Source organism: Pseudoalteromonas arctica (assembly GCF_012927645.1).
GTDB classification, from domain to species: domain Bacteria; phylum Pseudomonadota; class Gammaproteobacteria; order Enterobacterales; family Alteromonadaceae; genus Pseudoalteromonas; species Pseudoalteromonas arctica_A.
This window is the reverse complement of record NZ_JABBMT010000006.1, coordinates 65,502-82,994: the sequence shown is the minus strand read 5'-3', so window position 1 is coordinate 82,994 and position 17,493 is coordinate 65,502. Positions and strand designations below refer to the sequence as shown.

14 protein-coding genes are annotated in these 17,493 nt (G+C 41.8%); 7 read left to right on the top strand and 7 right to left on the bottom strand.

Translation table 11 applies throughout. The features are described from left to right. The first annotated feature begins 197 nt into the window (after positions 1 to 197). Positions 198 to 2,933, top strand: coding sequence for a DNA polymerase I (gene polA, locus HHO47_RS05775; protein ID WP_169019427.1), 2,736 nt, complete (start codon positions 198 to 200; stop codon positions 2,931 to 2,933). Between the two features lie 136 nt (positions 2,934 to 3,069). On the opposite strand, the gene HHO47_RS05770 is transcribed toward polA, so the two are convergent. Together HHO47_RS05770 and HHO47_RS05765 are read right to left on the bottom strand one after the other, a co-directional pair. Next, a complete protein-coding gene (locus HHO47_RS05770) occupies positions 3,070 to 3,879 on the bottom strand; it encodes a lipase secretion chaperone (protein WP_169019426.1) in 810 nt (269 codons plus the stop codon). Between the two features lie 3 nt (positions 3,880 to 3,882). Further along, positions 3,883 to 4,803: a lipase family alpha/beta hydrolase gene (locus tag HHO47_RS05765; RefSeq protein WP_169019425.1), complete on the bottom strand. Its 921-nt coding sequence runs from the start codon at positions 4,801 to 4,803 to the stop codon at positions 3,883 to 3,885. 438 nt (positions 4,804 to 5,241) lie between these two features. Here HHO47_RS05765 and HHO47_RS05760 point away from each other — a divergent pair, with 438 nt between their 5' ends. Both HHO47_RS05760 and HHO47_RS05755 read left to right on the top strand, forming a co-directional pair. After that, complete coding sequence (locus HHO47_RS05760) at positions 5,242 to 5,829, top strand: YceI family protein (protein ID WP_169019424.1); 588 nt, start codon at positions 5,242 to 5,244, stop codon at positions 5,827 to 5,829. After that, complete coding sequence (locus tag HHO47_RS05755; protein WP_169019423.1) at positions 5,829 to 6,350, top strand: DUF1285 domain-containing protein; 522 nt, start codon at positions 5,829 to 5,831, stop codon at positions 6,348 to 6,350. The genes HHO47_RS05760 and HHO47_RS05755 overlap by 1 nt, the downstream gene beginning before the upstream one ends. Here the strand turns inward: HHO47_RS05755 and yihA are convergent, their stop codons facing one another. Continuing rightward, positions 6,351 to 7,013: a ribosome biogenesis GTP-binding protein YihA/YsxC gene (yihA, locus tag HHO47_RS05750; protein ID WP_169019422.1), complete on the bottom strand. Its 663-nt coding sequence runs from the start codon at positions 7,011 to 7,013 to the stop codon at positions 6,351 to 6,353. Between the two features lie 295 nt (positions 7,014 to 7,308). On the opposite strand from yihA, the gene HHO47_RS05745 reads away from it, so the two are divergent. From HHO47_RS05745 to HHO47_RS05735, 3 genes are all read left to right on the top strand, one after another. Further along, positions 7,309 to 7,941, top strand: coding sequence for a c-type cytochrome (locus HHO47_RS05745; RefSeq protein ID WP_169019421.1), 633 nt, complete (start codon positions 7,309 to 7,311; stop codon positions 7,939 to 7,941). A 754-nt stretch (positions 7,942 to 8,695) separates the two neighbouring features. Beyond that, positions 8,696 to 9,280, top strand: coding sequence for a Der GTPase-activating protein YihI (yihI, locus tag HHO47_RS05740; RefSeq protein WP_169019420.1), 585 nt, complete (start codon positions 8,696 to 8,698; stop codon positions 9,278 to 9,280). Next, on the top strand, positions 9,280 to 9,792 hold the full coding sequence (locus tag HHO47_RS05735) for a DUF2489 domain-containing protein (protein WP_211183623.1): 513 nt from the start codon (positions 9,280 to 9,282) through the stop codon (positions 9,790 to 9,792). The genes yihI and HHO47_RS05735 overlap by 1 nt, the downstream gene beginning before the upstream one ends. Positions 9,793 to 9,857: 65 nt before the next feature. Here HHO47_RS05735 and hemN read toward each other — a convergent pair whose 3' ends face one another. Beyond that, positions 9,858 to 11,231, bottom strand: a complete 1,374-nt coding sequence (gene hemN / locus HHO47_RS05730; protein WP_169019419.1) for an oxygen-independent coproporphyrinogen III oxidase — start codon at positions 11,229 to 11,231, stop codon at positions 9,858 to 9,860. A gap of 110 nt (positions 11,232 to 11,341) precedes the next feature. Next, positions 11,342 to 13,372 carry a methyl-accepting chemotaxis protein gene (locus HHO47_RS05725; protein WP_169019418.1) on the bottom strand — a complete coding sequence of 677 codons (2,031 nt, stop codon included), beginning with the start codon at positions 13,370 to 13,372 and terminating at the stop codon, positions 11,342 to 11,344. Positions 13,373 to 13,498: 126 nt separating this feature from the next. Between HHO47_RS05725 and HHO47_RS05720 the strand changes: the two genes are divergently transcribed. After that, positions 13,499 to 14,272: an NADP-binding protein gene (locus tag HHO47_RS05720; RefSeq protein ID WP_169019417.1), complete on the top strand. Its 774-nt coding sequence runs from the start codon at positions 13,499 to 13,501 to the stop codon at positions 14,270 to 14,272. Here the strand turns inward: HHO47_RS05720 and hutH are convergent. Both hutH and hutU read right to left on the bottom strand, forming a co-directional pair. Next, complete coding sequence (gene hutH / locus HHO47_RS05715; protein ID WP_169019416.1) at positions 14,269 to 15,801, bottom strand: histidine ammonia-lyase; 1,533 nt, start codon at positions 15,799 to 15,801, stop codon at positions 14,269 to 14,271. The two genes, HHO47_RS05720 and hutH, sit on opposite strands and share 4 nt — an antisense overlap. A gap of 2 nt (positions 15,802 to 15,803) precedes the next feature. After that, positions 15,804 to 17,477 (bottom strand): urocanate hydratase, encoded by a 1,674-nt coding sequence (hutU, locus tag HHO47_RS05710; RefSeq protein WP_169019415.1) that lies wholly within the window; start codon positions 17,475 to 17,477, stop codon positions 15,804 to 15,806. Positions 17,478 to 17,493: the final 16 nt, after the last annotated feature.

Sequence of the window (17,493 nt, the reverse complement as noted above, 5' to 3'; positions counted from 1 at the left end):
AAACATACACTTAACTTTTTTCTAAGTATTTTTAAATTACTTTGGAGGAATAGCTTGTGGGTGTTATCTACATAGTTATCCACAACTTACTCTTATTTAACGGTTTAAACAAAGCTTAATTCACAGTCGTTTTATGCGTGCCCTTATGGCATGCTTACAGATATTTCGTTTTCTCTCATTTAGGATCCAATTACATCATGGCTCAGATCCCTGAAAATCCACTCATTTTAGTTGATGGCTCTTCCTACTTATTCCGTGCATATCATTCACCACCACATTTAACTAATTCAAAAGGTGAAGCAACAGGCGCTATTTATGGCGTTGTTAATATGATGAAAAGCCTGATCAAACAGTATGATCCAAGCCATATGGTGGTGGTTTTTGATGCTAAAGGAAAAACTTTCCGTAATGATATGTACAGTGAGTATAAAGCTAACCGTCCGCCAATGCCCGATGATTTGCGCACGCAAATAGCGCCACTGCACGATATTATTAGGGCGATGGGTTTTCCGCTTATTAGTATTGAGGGTGTTGAAGCGGATGACGTGATTGGTACGTTTGCCCGTATTGCCTCAGAGCAGCAGCGCCATGTATTGATCTCAACCGGTGATAAAGACATGGCTCAGTTAGTGAATGAGCATGTCACTTTGATCAATACCATGACCGACAGTATTTCTGATCCCGACACTGTGGTTGAAAAATTTGGCGTTGGTCCTGAACTGATCATCGATTACTTAGCTTTGATGGGTGATAAAGTAGATAATATCCCTGGTGTAGATGGATGCGGTCCTAAAACGGCGGTTAAGTGGTTGCAAAAATATGGATCATTACAAGGTGTGCTTGATCATGCCGGTGAGATCAAAGGTAAGATCGGTGAAAAGCTTGCCGCAGCAGTCGATCATTTACCGCTAAGTTATGAACTGGCTACCATTAAATGCGATGTTGAAGTCGAGTCAGATTTAGATACCTTTAAACTACAAGAGCCAAATCGCGATGCACTGATTGCCTTATATGGCGAGTGTGAGTTCCGCCGCTGGTTAGCTGAGCTACTCGATAACCCGAAAGATGCCGATACCCACTTAGCTGTCCCCAGTGAGGCAGATGAATTACCGCAAGTGACCGATGTCCACTATGAAACCATCCTAACCACAGAGCAATTAGATACTTTAGTCGAGCAATTAAATGCCGCAGAACTATTTGCCTTTGATACTGAAACAACCAGCCTTGATTACATGCAAGCTGGACTTGTCGGGATGAGCTTTGCTGTTAAAGCTGGCGAAGCCGTGTATTTACCGGTTGCCCATGATTATCCTGGCGTGCCTGAGCAATTAAGTTTAGAGACGGTCATGGCTAAGATTGGGCCAATTTTAGCTGATGAGAATAAAGCCAAAGTAGGTCAAAATTTAAAATATGATAAGAGTGTATTGGCTAATGCCGGTTTTGAGCTAAAAGGTATTAAATTCGATACTATGCTTGAATCTTACGTATTTAATAGTGTTGGCACTCGTCATGACATGGACTCGTTAGCACTTAAATACCTAGGCCATAAAAATATCAGCTTTGAAGATATTGCTGGGAAAGGTAAAAAACAGCTGACATTTAATCAAATTGAACTTGAAAAAGCCGCGCCGTATGCCGCAGAAGATGCGGATATTACGCTTCGTTTACATGAAGTGCTATGGCCTAAAATTGTAGCCGATGAAAAGCTAAAATCAGTATTTGAAGACATAGAGATGCCGCTTGTCAGCGTTATTTCAGATATTGAGCGTACTGGTGTCGCAATCGATAGCAAAATGTTAGCTGCGCATAGCCAGCGTTTAGGCGAACGCCTAATTGAACTGGAAAAAGAAGCTCATGAAATTGCGGGTGGACCATTTAATTTAAGCTCACCAAAACAATTACAAGTATTGTTGTTTGAAAAGCTCGAATTACCCGTTATTAAAAAAACACCTAAAGGCGCACCATCCACAGCTGAAGAAGTGTTACAAGAGTTAGCACACGATTACCCACTGCCAAAAGTGATCATCGAACACCGTGGTTTATCTAAGCTAAAATCGACTTACACTGACAAGCTGCCACTGATGGTAAATGAGCAAACTAACCGTGTTCACACGTCTTACCATCAAGCTGTCACGGCGACAGGGCGTTTAAGCTCGACCGATCCTAACTTACAGAATATTCCAATTCGTTCAGAAGAAGGGCGTCGTATTCGTGAGGCTTTTATTGCTGCGGATGGCTATAAGATAGTGGCTGCCGATTACAGTCAAATCGAACTACGTATCATGGCGCATTTATCGCAAGATAAAGGCCTGCTCAATGCCTTTGCCAATGGTCTTGATGTACACAGTGCAACTGCGGCAGAAGTATTTGGTGTTGCTCTAGAAGACGTAACTACCGATATGCGTCGTAAAGCCAAAGCGGTTAACTTTGGTTTAATTTATGGTATGTCGGCATTTGGTTTAGCGCGTCAGCTTGATGTGCCACGCCATGAAGCACAGCACTATATTGATAAATATTTTGAGCGCTTCCCAGGGGTACTTGAGTATATGGAATCAACCCGTGAGAAAGCCGCCGAAAATGGCTATGTTGAAACTATTTTTGGTCGTCGCTTACATTTACCTGAGATCAATGCCCGTAATGGCGCACGCCGTAAAGGAGCTGAACGTGCTGCGATCAATGCGCCAATGCAAGGCACAGCGGCAGATATCATCAAAAAAGCCATGTTAACAGTAAATAAATGGGTGTACGAACAAGCACCGAATACGGTTAAATTACTGATGCAAGTACACGATGAATTGGTATTTGAAATCAAAACTGAGTGTGTTGAGCAATACACTACAGAAATTTGCCAGTTAATGTCTGATGCTGCGAAATTAGATGTGCCATTAGTGGTTGAAGCTGATAGCGGAGATAATTGGCAACAAGCCCATTAATCACTGAGCTTTTTAAATCATATAAGCGCGGCTGCATTGAGTGAAACCGCGCTTTTTTATGTCTGTGAATAGGGTAGTAAGTTTTTTAAAAGCTGGCCATTCGGCTACTTTCTTAACGCTATAGTAGGTCACTCATTTAATGCAATGGATATAACACTAAAAATCGTCGCTTTTGATTTGCGGTTAAATGCTCATCAAGTAGCTGGGTAATTTTTTGCTCTGCTTGTTGTGGTTCATGGTCTTGTTTTAACTGTTTAATTTGTTGTGTGAGTTGCTCACTCAATGTTTGCCATTGCCGGCGCTGCTGCTCTAGAGCGATTAACCTTGTTGCCGCAGCATCGCCAAACTCCGCTGCCAGTTGATTGTAGTCTTGTTGTTGCAGGGCATCTTTTAGCTCAGTGTTTAAAGCTTTTAGATCGTTACTAGGTTTAAGTGCCTGGGTAATACGCTCAGGTTGCTCGCCCTCTAAATTAGATAACAATTGTTGCTTTAATTCATCACTAATATGGTTGTTCTGATTAATTTCAAGCTTGGCAATTGTATAGTGCTGCCACTCATTATCATCGTTAAATAAAAGAGCGATTTCAGCTGCATTGAAGTAGCGTTGTTGAAAAGCGATCATTGCAATTAATTGTTCGCTTAGCGGCAAATGAGCAAGTTGTTGTTGTAGCTCTGCCAGCGCTATTTTAAAGCTGAGGTAGCGATTAAATAGCTCACTATTGATTTCGCATGCAGCTAACTTTTCGCACTGTTCTAGAGCCTGCGAAGCACTAAACTCACCGGACTCTTGGCTAGCTAAAATAACGTGTTCAAAAATGCTATCGATTGCCATCGGTTGATCGACATGCGGTGGCGTTGCACTTGTAAGCTTATCGTCGCTGAGTAAAAAAATCATAGCTGTGCTAGTGATAGATATCACTAACACTAAAATGAGCAACCGCTTCATTATTTATAAGCCTAATTTTTTTAAGCGATTAGCATGTTGACGGTAGACTGTCAGTGGATCGGTTGCAAATAAATGATGAAAGCCAATTAGTTGATTCACTTCATCCAGGTGATTCATGCGGTAATTATCTTTTAATACATAACCTAAATGGCTACTACAACGAGAGACTAAGCCATCGTCATCGCCTGGGATCAGTATTGCAGTGATCGCCAGTGCTGCATCTGATGGGTCAAATATATTTGTTAAAGTTCGAGTACCACTCCAAGAAAAGTAATATACGCCATTACTGGCATGCATAGGTCCTTGCTGGCATTGCTCAGCAGGTAGGCCTTCTGGATATTTTTGATTAAAGGCCAGCGCGCCCTCAGTGGTTAAGCTCTCCAGTGCACCAAGCGCATCTTGTGGTAACTGACTATTGCCAGAGAGTAATGCGATTAACCCGCCAAATGCATCAAAGGCTGTTTTAGCTATACCTTCTAGCTTAGATCCAGGAGTCAGTCCTTGGCGCACCACATCAGCCACAGGGCTCCCAAAATTAACCCCGCCAACACTGGTCGCAGAGGCAACTAAGTCGGGGCGTAGTGAGGCAACATAGCGAATACTTTGCGCACCTTGACTATGACCAATGAGATTCACTTTTATTGTACCAGTTAGCGCAATAACCTGTTCAACTTGCTGTAGTAACTGCTCGCCTCGTTGTTCAGAATTATTCAGCGAGGATACGGCCGTGACGAAAACCTGTGCGCCATCACGACTGAGGCTTGCTGGTACCCGATAAAAATAATCGACACCTAATACATCGTCAAAACCCATCAAGCCATGTGCTAATACAATTGGGTATTTAGTTTGGGTATAGCCTGCATTAGCGCTATTACTGAAGATAAATAGCAGGCAGCATAAGTATAGAGTGGTTATTTTTTTCATGATCAGTGCTCTTTTAGTGTGTGTTTGATCACGCTTTGCACTGCTGTTTGCAGAAAAAGTGTGTGGATTTTTTATTCCAATTAAATAATAGAGCAAATTTTGAGCTGAAACTCAATGTTAATATTAGGTTAAATTAACATGCAATTTGTAGTATTAGTTATATGTTTATCAATTCGACTAGTTAGTACCTGTATTTAGTTTATTTATCATGGTTAGTTTGGTAAAGTCCGCGTCGTCCTCGTCCTGTAGGACATCCTGTTGATGATGCACTCGAAAGGGTGCTCGTATTGATAGCTTCTCCCCAGTTTGCTATACCGGCCCAGCATTAATTTGTTGGGTCGTTTTTTATTCCAACCTTTAATTCTTTGTTGTTACGATTGCACTTCATAGAGCAAGTGATACCATTGAATCTCATTTTCATTTTGAAAGGAATGCGTGATGGTTAAATCAATTGCGATATTAGGTCTTTCGTTATCAAGCCTATTAGTCTCTGGTGTTGCCTGTGCTGATTGGCAGGTTAACAATGATCAAAGCAAAGTAAGTTTTGTGTCTATTAAGTCAAATAGTATTGCTGAAGTGCATCACTTCAAAAATGTGTCAGGTAGTTTAGCTGAAGATGGCGCTTTCTCAGTTGATATTGATCTAAGCTCAGTTGAAACTATGATCCCTATTCGTAATGAACGCATGACCAAGTTGCTATTTGAAACAGCGAAGTTTCCAACTGCAATCATAACAGCTAATTTAAGCAAGCAATTAAAAGCGCTTGAGCCTGGTCAGCATGTGTTTAAAGCTGTTAGTGCTGAACTTGATTTTCATGGTGCTAAGAAAGAGATTACACTGGATGTTATAGCCAACCTATCATCGCAAGGGGATATTACTGTTTCATCAATAAGCCCAATTATCATTAATGGCGCAGACTTTACGGTCATCGACGGTATTATGAAATTGCAAAAGTTAGCTGGTTTACCATCGATAGCAACGGCAGTACCAGTTAGTTTTTCATTAACGATGAACACGCTTAAATAATGCACTCTTTAAATGAGCTTGCCACTGCACTTGAGCAGCCAAGTAAGCCATTTGCACAATGGCAGCCGCAGCATTGTGGTGAGCTGCCAATTGTGATTGATCAACAAGGAGATTGGTTTTATAGCGGTAGTAAAATTAATCGTATCACTATGGTTAAGCTGTTTGCCTCAGTTTTGTGTAAAGAGCAGGATGCTTTTTATTTAAAAACACCAATCGAAAAAATAGCTATTAGCGTCCACGATGCTCCTTTTATAATCGTTAATTGGCGCTTTGAAATGACAGAGCAAGGGCAAGTGTTATGTTGTGTGGATAATTTACAGCGAACGTGGCTAGTAACCTGCGATCAGCCTTTAATAGTACAAGATTATCAGGGCAATGATGTGCCCTATTTACAGTTACCGTATGGCTGTAGTGCTCGGGTATCAAGGAGTGTGTTTTATCAGTGGGCTGAAATAGCACAAGCGGATAAGCAAGGCTATTTCATTCAATCTGCGGGTAAGCATTTTTACTTAAACGTGTAATTAAGCGTCAGATTCAGGCGTTGGTTCAACATCAGTAGGTGGTATTGCAACAATTGGCCCTAGGAACCATTCATCTAATTTTTTAGCGACTTCAGGTAAGCCGGTGCCTTTTAAAGATGAAAATGCATGAACGGTAATATCACCCTCTAAACTGCTTAACTCGCGACGAACTTGCAGCACCTGTGCTTTACGTGCACCTTGCTTTAGTTTGTCTGCTTTAGTTAGTAGTGCCAATACTGGAATTTCACTGCCAATAGCCCAATTAATTAAATCGCGGTCTAAATCTTTAAGCGGATGACGAATATCCATTAAGATCACGATACCTTTTAAACTTTGACGTTTTTGCAGGTATTCACCTAATGACTTTTGCCATTTCTTTTTCATTTCGATCGGCACCTTAGCAAAACCATAGCCAGGTAAATCGATTAGACGCATATTATCAACATCGGCTAATTCAAATGTGTTGATCAGTTGCGTACGGCCAGGGGTTTTACTTGTACGTGCCAGCTTTTGGTCAGTTAAGGCATTAAGAGCACTAGATTTACCAGCGTTGGAGCGGCCAGCAAAGGCGACTTCAATTCCCGTATCAGCAGGCAATTTAGTGATATCTGGAGCGCTGGTAACGAACGACGCAGTGTTATATTTGATACGAGATTTGAGCACAGGCTCTCCTAGAAACTAAATTAAGTATTACAGCGAGTAAACTTTACTTAATTAAAGTTCACCTAAGGGGCGTATTTTATACTATTACTACACTATTAAAAAGCGGATTTAGACTAAGATAGCAGGCTAAAACTAACGAAAATGATGCAACGAAAGCTTAATCTAGGTCAAAACCCTATAATTTATAAGTTTAATATGAGTAGAAAACGTGCCAGAGAATTTATTATCGTGTAGAATATATGAATCACAACATCCATATTGTAGATGATACAGGGTCGGAAACAGAGAATTCACCATGAAAAAAATAGCACTATCTTTAACTATATTGCTTGGTGCGTTGTCAGCAAGCAACGCAACAGCATTTGATGGCGATGTAAACGCAGGTAAAGAAAAATCAGCAACGTGTGCGGCTTGTCACGGCCCAGACGGTAACGCGCCGGTTAATATCTACCCGAAACTTGCAGGCCAACACGCGGATTATATTTATAAGCAACTTACTGAATTGAAGTCAGGTATGACCTCAGGCGGCAAAGAAGGTCGTATGGATCCAGTCATGAGCGCGATGGCAATGCCATTGAACGATCAAGACATGAAAGATTTGGCTGCTTATTTTTCGTCACTTAACATGTCTGAAGGTGCGACACCTAAAGATGTGGTTGACGTTGGCGCCATGCTTTATAAAGCAGGTGATGCAGAACGTGATATTCCAGCATGTGCAGCATGTCATGGGCCTCGCGGTAATGGTTCATCACTAGCTAAGTTTCCAAAAATTTCTTTTCAACATCCAGAATACATCAAGTCACAACTTGAGAAATTCCGTGATGGTGTGCGTCATAATGATTTAAATGGCATGATGCAAGATATTGCCACCAAGCTAACAGACAAAGATATCGAAGTACTTTCTAAGTACTTAGGTGGACTACACTAAAGTAGTATAGATTAGTTTTATTATTAATCATAAAATCTATAGTGGTTATAAAAAGCAGCGAAAGCTGCTTTTTTTGTATTTGTATGTTGTCGATATTACCTCTTTCCTTGTAAGATATTGACCATGCCCTGCTGTAAGCTAAATCCTATTTTTATTTTTGTTTTTATCGTAACTTATTGTAATTTAATGTTTTGGTTGTGTTGTGATTTGCATTTTATAAGAAAAGTTATATAAATTAGTTGTAACAAAATTATTAATGCGTAAATTAACCCCTGTCGCTGAAACAATAAGAACAAAATGGACTAAACTACACGGAAAGTAGTGTGGCGTAATTATCGGGGATAAGGCATCGGTTGATGTCACCGAAGGAATATTAAAAAAGAGTCAATGAAGACCGAGAATAATAAAATCTCACGGAAGTTTAAAATAAAAACAAAATGGAATATTACACGGAAGGTAAAAATAATAACAACATGGAACAACAAAATAATAACAATAATAAAGACTAAAAAGTCGAAGGGAGAAGTGTCCAGTTACATGGCGCTCAGATTAGCAGGCGGTAGAGATGTTTTCTCTACCGCCTTTTTATTTGTCCTGTTACAATAGCCATCGTTTATACTTAAATGTATAAAAAGTGCGCAAGTAGTCGAGTTACTCAACCTCAATCCGCACAAACCGAATTCTTCTGGCAAGGCCAGCATCGCAACGCCAGTGTGCGCGTTGTTCAAAACCTCTTAAGTGAGATGATCAAGATATGAGTAGAACTAAAAAGTCACGTAAAATCCCGTCTAACGGTCCTGTTCGTTTAAGCCAAGATAAGCTTAAAGAAATACGTGCGTTAAAAGAGCAACGCGTTAAAAAAACCAAAGGTGCTAAACCTGGTTCACGTAATTCGATTGATGCTTTACAGCCTGAGAGTAATAGTAATCAGCAACATAAAGACAAACGTGTTGGCAGCAAAAAACCAGTTCCTTTAATTGCTGTTGCAGCAGAGCCTGTAATTGAGCTCAAACGTAACTTGAAGCCACAAGTAGAGTTGAAAAAAGTGGTGCAGCCTGAGCTTTCACCAGAGCAAGAACTAGAAGCGCTAGAAAATGACGAGCGTCTATTAAAGTTGGTTGAGCTGCATGAAAGTGGCCAGTTATTAACAGGTAAAGATGCTAAATATTTCAACAGCCGTATTGCTCGTCATCAAGTGTTATGTGAATTACTTGGTATTGAAGACGAAGCTGACGATTTTGATGATGAAGAGTTTAGCGAAGCAGCTAATAGCGACTTTGATCATTACTTGTCGAATGATTTAGCCAATGAATGGTTAGATGACGAGGATGATAAATAATGAACATAATGATCTTAGCTCTGTGTGTTGGCGCTGTGATCATTGCAGGGCTGGCATTTTATGCTGGCCAATTACTGTATAAACTCAGTGCGCAAAAAAAACTGATCGCGAAAGAGCAGGTAAAACAGCAAGCTAAGTTAGCTAAGTCACGCTTAGAGCGTAATGCCAAGCTCGCAGACAGCATTCATTTAATCGCCCGCGCGATGCATCAAGAGCAATGTGAGTTCTCAGAAGGGTGCTTACGTGTCTGGGTGTTAATGTCGCAATACAGCTTTACGGATGACGAAGACCTTTCAGGGCGTTATCCAGGCATATTTGCGATGTATGAAGTAGTTAAAGAAATGCCAACTCATGATGCTCGTAAAAAATATTCGAAAAAAGAAATATTTAAACAAGATAGCGCTCGCTGGCGTGCTGAAGAAACTCATGCAGAGCAAATTAAAGCTGACTGTGAGAAAATCATTGAAGAGTTTAAAGCAGCCCCTGGTAGCGAAAACGTGGTGTTTAACTAATTTTACAGTATCTATAAAAAAAAAAGCAGATCTCGGTCTGCTTTTTTTATGCTTGTGTGCTCAGATTAAATTACTCGAGAGAAGCGGGTCGCGTTAATTTGTTTTTGTAAATGAGCATCAAAACACATACAAATGATACGAATAAACAAATTACCGCGCGCTGTGATGGTTATTAAGTCTGCCTCGATAGTTACCATGCCATCTGCTATTAGCGGTTCTAGAGCTTGCAGTGAGCCGGCAAAGTAATTTTTGAAGTCGAGTTGATAGGTATTAGCAATACTTTGCATATTCAGTTCAAAGTGGCAAATAAGCTGTTTGATCACAGCAGCGCGAATAACGTCATCATGATCAAGTTTCATACCTTTGCTGATTGCGCTGCCAAGCTGATCATCAATCGCGTGATAGTAATGCTTTAACTCTTTTTGGTTTTGCAAAATAGCAGTGCCAATTTGTGAAATTGATGACACCCCTAAACCCAGTAGATCACAGTCACCATGAGTGGTGTAGCCTTGAAAATTACGATGTAATTGCTGACTATTTTGGGCAATGGCTAACTCATTGCTGGTTTTTGCAAAGTGATCCATACCAATAAACTGATAACCTGCGTTACTCATTTGTTCTAAGGTATTCTTAAACATGGTGAGCTTATCGTGGGCGCTGGGTAAATCGGCGTCCTTAATTTTTCGCTGAGCGGCAAAGCGATCCGGTAAGTGTGCGTAATTAAATACCGATACACGATCAGGACTAAGGGCAATTAATTGCTCAATAGTCTCTTTAAAGCTCTCAGGGGTTTGCAGTGGTAAGCCATAAATCATATCGGCATTAATTGATTTAAAGCCGAGTTCACGGGCTTCACCGAGCAAACTTTTTACCGTATCAGCACATTGTGGGCGATTAACGGCAAGCTGTACATCATCATTAAAGTCTTGAATACCAAATGATACACGGTTAAAACCAAGGCTACGTAAGTGACTGAGCATGTCAGTTGCCAGTGAGCGAGGGTCTATTTCAATACCACGCTCTGCATCGGGAGCAAACTTAAAGTGTAGCTCTAGTAGTGCGATTAAACGGCTCATTTGGCTGGTTGTCAAAAAGGTGGGCGTACCACCGCCTAAATGCAGTTGCTGTACTTGATAGCTATCAAATAGCTGTGCTTGAGCGATGATTTCTTTTTCAAGATAATCTAGGTATAAGTCAGCTTTTGATTGGTGGCGGGTTATTACTTTATTACAGCCACAGTAATAGCAAAGCTGGCTGCAAAACGGAATGTGGATATATAAAGATAAGTTGCGACTGTTTGATGAGTTTATTGCACTGATCAAGTCTTGTTGTTGATAGCCATCATTAAACGACAATGCTGTTGGGTAGGAGGTGTATCTTGGTCCAGACACATTGTACTTATTTATTAAGCTTTGATCCCATTTGGGTAAATAAATCATCACGCGCACCTTTTATATCATTTTCGTTAGTATAAAAAGGATGCGTCGAGGGAATATTGATCTATAACAAAAAAGAGTGCCGGAGCACTCTTTTATTTATCAATATTGGCTTACTGAAGCTTAAACTGATTAACGGTTTTATTTAGTAAGCTGGCAAGTTCGTTAAGATCCCTCGCTTCATCAGCAAGCTCAAGAGCATGATCTGCGGTGCTGTTCACTAAGTGATTAATTGCCGCTAAACTATTATTTATATCTTCGGCAACTACTGTTTGTTGCTCGGTTGAGGTGGCAATATGATGACTTTGATCTTGTACTTTAGTCACTGAGTCAGCAATGTTTTGCAATGCATCGAGGACTTCTTGCGTTTGCGTAACCGAGCTTTGCGCACGCTCTTGTCCTTGTTGCATCATAGTTGAAGCTTGCTGGGCAATTTGCTGTAAGCGTGAGATCATGTTGCGAATATCATCAGTTGACTCTTGTGTGCGACTGGCCAACGAGCGAACTTCATCAGCTACAACCGCAAAGCCACGACCTTGCTCACCAGCACGGGCGGCTTCAATTGCAGCGTTCAGTGCCAGCAAATTGGTTTGCTCTGCAATGGAGTTGATCACATCAACTACGGCGCCGATGTTACCACTTTCTTGCTCTAAGCCTGCGACCACTTTAGCGGCTTTGCCAATATGTTCAGCTAAGGCGGTCATCACACTTTGTGCATTTTTCGAGCGGGTGGCACCATCTGCAGTGATCTGTTGGACTTCCTCAGCTGCATTGTTGGTGTGTTGTGCATTACGCGAGATCTCCATAACCGTGGTCGCCATTTCGGTTACTGCGACGCTAACACTATCGACTTGCTGTTTTTCTTGTTGAATTTCGTCATTAGTTTGTTGCGAAACCGATTTTAATTGTGCCGCCGCATCGGTAAGTTGCTCAGCCTGTGCTGCGGTATTAAGCATCATAACGCGTAACTTATCGATAAAGGTATTCATATGAAGAGCTAACTGGCCAACTTCATCTTTGCTATCAATAGTAATTTTTTGGGTTAAATCGCCATCCTCAGAAGCAATATCGCGCATGATATGGGTTAAGGTGATGATCGGTTGTGAGATCATTTTTGTAGCCCACAAAATCATTGCTATGATAATTAATAAAATAATAATTACTGAGCTGGTAGTGGTCACGACTGCGTCATTCACTGGCTCATCAATCATAGTGCGCGGCACTAAAATACCCACGTACCAGTTTAGATAAGGATGCTCTAATTGTAAGCGGTTATAAACCACAAAGTATTCTTGTCCTTGCAAGGTTACTTTGGCATCACCTGAGGTATTATTTTTCATTTGCTGATTTAGTTCACCAAAGCCTTGCGTGTCGCTAAATTGTTTTTCGAGTACTTCTAAGCCTTCTTTACCGTTAGGGCCTTCATCGGTGATTGAAATTTTATGGTTAGTACGTTTTGAGAAGTGCACCACTTTTTGGTCGCTATCGAGTAAAAAGCCAAAACCTTGGCCGTTAAAACGAATATCTTCGACCATTTTATTGATTTTATTTAGTTGTAAATCTACGCCACCAAAACCAATTAGTTCGCGTTGCTTATTATAAACAGGCTGTTGTACAACCGCAGAGGCATTACCTGTGGTTAAATCAACTGAAATGGGCCCGACATATAAACGGTTTATTTTTAATGCATCTTGCCACCAACCACGTTTATAAGCGTAATACGGCTGGCCATTATAGTGGGTAGTACGTTCATGCTCTTTAAAATATTCACCGGTTTTGGCGGAGGCAAAAAATGCCGAGAGAATATTTTCATCATTGCCACTGATGCGTATAAAGTCTTGATTTACTTCGTCGTAGCCTGGCGCGTCTTGGAGTGTTTGGTCGCGTTTATTCCATGCGTCAAACCAGTTAACGAGATGAGGATTATTCGCAAAAGTTTCTACAACTTTGCCATATTGAGCAAAATAGCTTTGCATAGACAGCTGTTCGCTTTGTAAGTAGCTGTATGCTTCGCGTTCAATACTTTGACGAGACAAGGCAGCGATATGATTCACAAAGTAAGCCGAGGCAATAAGTAACAACACACTGATAGTGCCACCAATTAATAACAGGATTTTTTTTCGTAATGATAGATTTCGTAACATAAGTGCACACATTCTTATTATTTAGTAGAGTAAGCACTCATATCTAATCATATCTTTATCTTAATCGCTATTGGGTACGATGAGAGAAGTGAATAAATTTCTATTTAATTGTAAGGGTGATGTTACGTGGCGGGTACAAATAAAAACCAATTAATAGTCTTGGGCGCAGGTTGGTTGGGTCAGCCATTGTGTTTACAACAGCTTGCAAAAGGCTGGGATGTTCAAGGCACCCATCGCAGTGCTGAGCATCAACATGCTTTTCAGCGCCAGTTAGTATTTGCAGATGAGCAACTAGTTCATCAACTTGATTTACATAATGCGTGGTGGGTATGTGCTATACCGCCACGTAGTCGTCACGCTGATAGCCATTATTTAGCCACGCTAAAATTAGCCATTGAACTAGCAGGCATTATGAATGCAAAAGGCTTTTTGTTGTGTTCATCAACGGCTGTGTATGATCAAGATAATCTAACCTACACAGAGCAAAGTGAGATTAAAGCAAGCACTGCACGCCAACAACCCTTAGTTGATGCTGAGCAACTGGTATTAAATGCGGGTGGAAAAGTACTTAGACTCGGTGGTTTAATTGGGCCAGAGCGAGAGCCTGGGCGTTTTGTGGCAGGTAAAGAGCTACAAAGTTCGCGCATGCAAACCGTTAATATGGTGCAGCAACAAGATGTGATTAATGCGATTGTTACTGTGTTGGATAATTGGCAAGTTGCAGCGCCAATTTACAATATAGTTAATCCAGCTCATCCAAGCAAAGCAGATTACTATCAGCAAAAATGCCAGCAATACGGAACAACCCCTCCTACATTTACGCGTGATGAAAGTGCCGAACGCATCATTGATGGTTCGGCTATTGAATCACTTGGTTTTAACTATCAATTTGCTATTTAAAACGACGGTAATACGCCTTTAGGTAATAAATTACATAACTCACCTTGCTGTAATAATAAATTAGCTGCTTCGATATCTGGGCCAAAATAACGGTCTTTATCGTAGTAGCTCACTTTTGTACGCAGTGTTGCTTTAGCTTGCTCAACTTTGGTTGATGCCTGCAATGGCTTTCTAAATTCTAACCCTTGCGCAGATGCCAACCATTCAATTGCCAGTACGCCTTGCGTGTTATCAGCCATTTCTTGCAGACGACGTGCTGCAAACGTTGCCATAGAAACATGATCTTCTTGGTTCGCAGACGTTGGTAAGCTATCCACAGAAGCCGGGTGCGCCAATGATTTATTTTCAGACGCTAATGCTGCTGCGGTTACTTGTGCAATCATAAAACCTGAATTAACGCCGCCATTTTCAACTAAAAATGGTGGGAGTTTTGATAAGTTTGAATCAATGAGTAACGCAATACGACGCTCAGCTAGTGCACCAATTTCGGCAATCGCTAATGCTAAATTGTCGGCAGCCATCGCCACAGGCTCGGCGTGGAAGTTACCGCCAGAGATAATATCGCCTACATCAGCAAATACTAATGGGTTGTCGGTTACACCATTAGATTCACATAATAATACTTCAGCGGCTTGGCGAATTTGTGTTAAACACGCACCAAGTACTTGTGGCTGACAGCGTAGGCAGTAAGGGTCTTGTACTTTTTCACAATTCACATGAGCTTCGCTGATCTGTGAATGTTCACCGAGCATATCGCGAAACAGTGCTGCGGTATCGATTTGACCAAGTTGGCCACGAATTTCATGAATACGTGCATCAAATGGCGAGCGACTGCCCATTGCAGCTTCAATACTAATTGAGCCAATCGCACAGCTTTGTGCATATAAATCCTCAGCCCGAAATAGCCCTTGAAGCGCAAATGCGGTAGAGGCTTGAGTACCATTTAGCAGGGCCAAGCCTTCTTTAGCAGCCAGCGTTAATGGCTCAAGGCCGGCTATTTTAAGACCTTCAGCAGCGCTAATGAGTCTACCTTGATAGCGCATTTCGCCTTCGCCGAGCAGTGGTAAACACATATGTGAAAGCGGCGCTAAATCGCCCGATGCACCTACTGAACCTTTTTTTGGCACGCATGGATAGACTTGTGCAGCAAGTAACTGCATAAAGAATTCGATCACTTTTAGGCGAATACCAGAAAAACCACGTGATAATGAATTAATTTTCAGTACCATCATCAATCGTACTGTGCTGTCATCCATATACGCACCGATGCCCGCAGCATGGGAAAGTACAATGGAGCGCTGAAGTAACTCTAATTCATGTTCAGCAATTTTAGTATTAGCGAGTAAGCCAAAACCGGTATTAATGCCATATACCGTTCTGTGTTGATCAATCACGTTTTGCACGGTTTGTGCACTGGCTGCTATTTTTATCTCACTATCTTTGGCGAGTGTTAACGTCACTGCTGATAAATGAATTTGGCGCAGTGTTGCTAAATCGAGCTTGCCAGGTGTTAGGGTGAGTTTAAACATGATTATTCCTTATTTAACATTGGTAGGTCGAGGCCTTGCTCGGTCGCACAATTAATTGCAATATCGTAACCTGCATCTGCGTGGCGCATAACGCCCGTTGCAGGATCATTCCATAATACGCGGCCAACCCGCGCAGCAGCTTCGTCGGTGCCATCAGCAACAATGACTACTCCAGAATGTTGGCTAAAGCCCATACCTACACCACCGCCATGATGCAGCGACACCCATGTTGCACCTCCTGCGGTATTCAGTAATGCATTCAATAATGGCCAATCTGATACTGCATCTGAGCCGTCTTTCATTGCTTCGGTTTCACGATTTGGACTCGCAACTGAGCCTGAATCTAAATGGTCACGGCCGATCACAATCGGTGCTTTAAGCTCGCCATTTTTGACCATTTCATTAAACGCCAGCGCTAAACGAGCGCGGTCTTTTAAGCCAACCCAGCAAATACGTGCTGGTAAACCTTGGAACTGAATACGTTCGCGAGCCATATCCAGCCAGTTATGTAAGTGTTTGTCGTCAGGTATAAGCTCTTTCACTTTTGCGTCGGTTTTATAAATATCTTCAGGATCGCCTGATAGCGCCACCCAACGGAATGGACCAATACCTTCGCAAAATAATGGACGAATATAAGCTGGCACAAAACCTGGGAAGTCAAAGGCATTTGTTACGCCTTCGTCAAATGCCATTTGACGAATGTTGTTGCCGTAGTCAGTTGTTGCAGCGCCGGCTTGTTGTAGTGCTAGCATTGCATTGACTTGCACAGCCATCGACTGTTTAGCTGCTTTGACAACCGCTTGCGGATCTTGTTCACGCATTTTAGCCGCGTGTTGCATACTCCAACCTTGTGGTAAGTAACCATTAAGCGGATCATGTGCTGAGGTTTGGTCAGTTACAACATCAGGGGTAATTTTGCGTTCCACTAGTTCACTAAATACATCAGCGGCATTACCAAGTAAGCCTACAGAAAGCGCTTCGCCTTTGTCACACGCCTCGTTGATAAGCTCAAGGGCATGCTCTAAATCAGTTGCTTTAACATCCACATAGCGGGTTTTGATCCGAAAATCGATACGCGTCTCATCGCATTCAACTACTAAGGCGCTAAATCCCGCCATGGTTGCCGCAAGTGGTTGCGCGCCGCCCATACCGCCTAAGCCACCGGTTAACACCCATTTACCTGCTGCATCACCATTAAAATGTTGTTTTGCCATCGCCACAAAGGTCTCGTATGTACCTTGTACAATGCCTTGTGAGCCAATGTAAATCCACGAGCCCGCAGTCATTTGCCCATACATCATCAGCCCGAGTCTATCGAGTTCGTTAAAATGATCCCAATTAGCCCAGTGAGGTACTAAGTTTGAGTTAGCAATTAATACCCGTGGCGCATTACTGTGAGTTTTAAATACCCCAACAGGTTTGCCTGATTGTACGAGCAGCGTTTCGTCGTCTTCGAGTCTGTCGAGGGTTTCGATGATTTTATCAAAACAAGGCCAATCACGTGCTGCACGACCAATCCCACCGTACACAACTAAAGCATGTGGATGTTCGGCTACTTCAGGATCTAAATTATTCATTAACATGCGTTTAGCCGCTTCGGTGAGCCAGCTCTTAGCGCTGATTTTATCGCCGTGTGGGGCGCGGATAACGCGAGATTCATCAAGTCTGTTGTTCATAGATTACTCCTGTTGT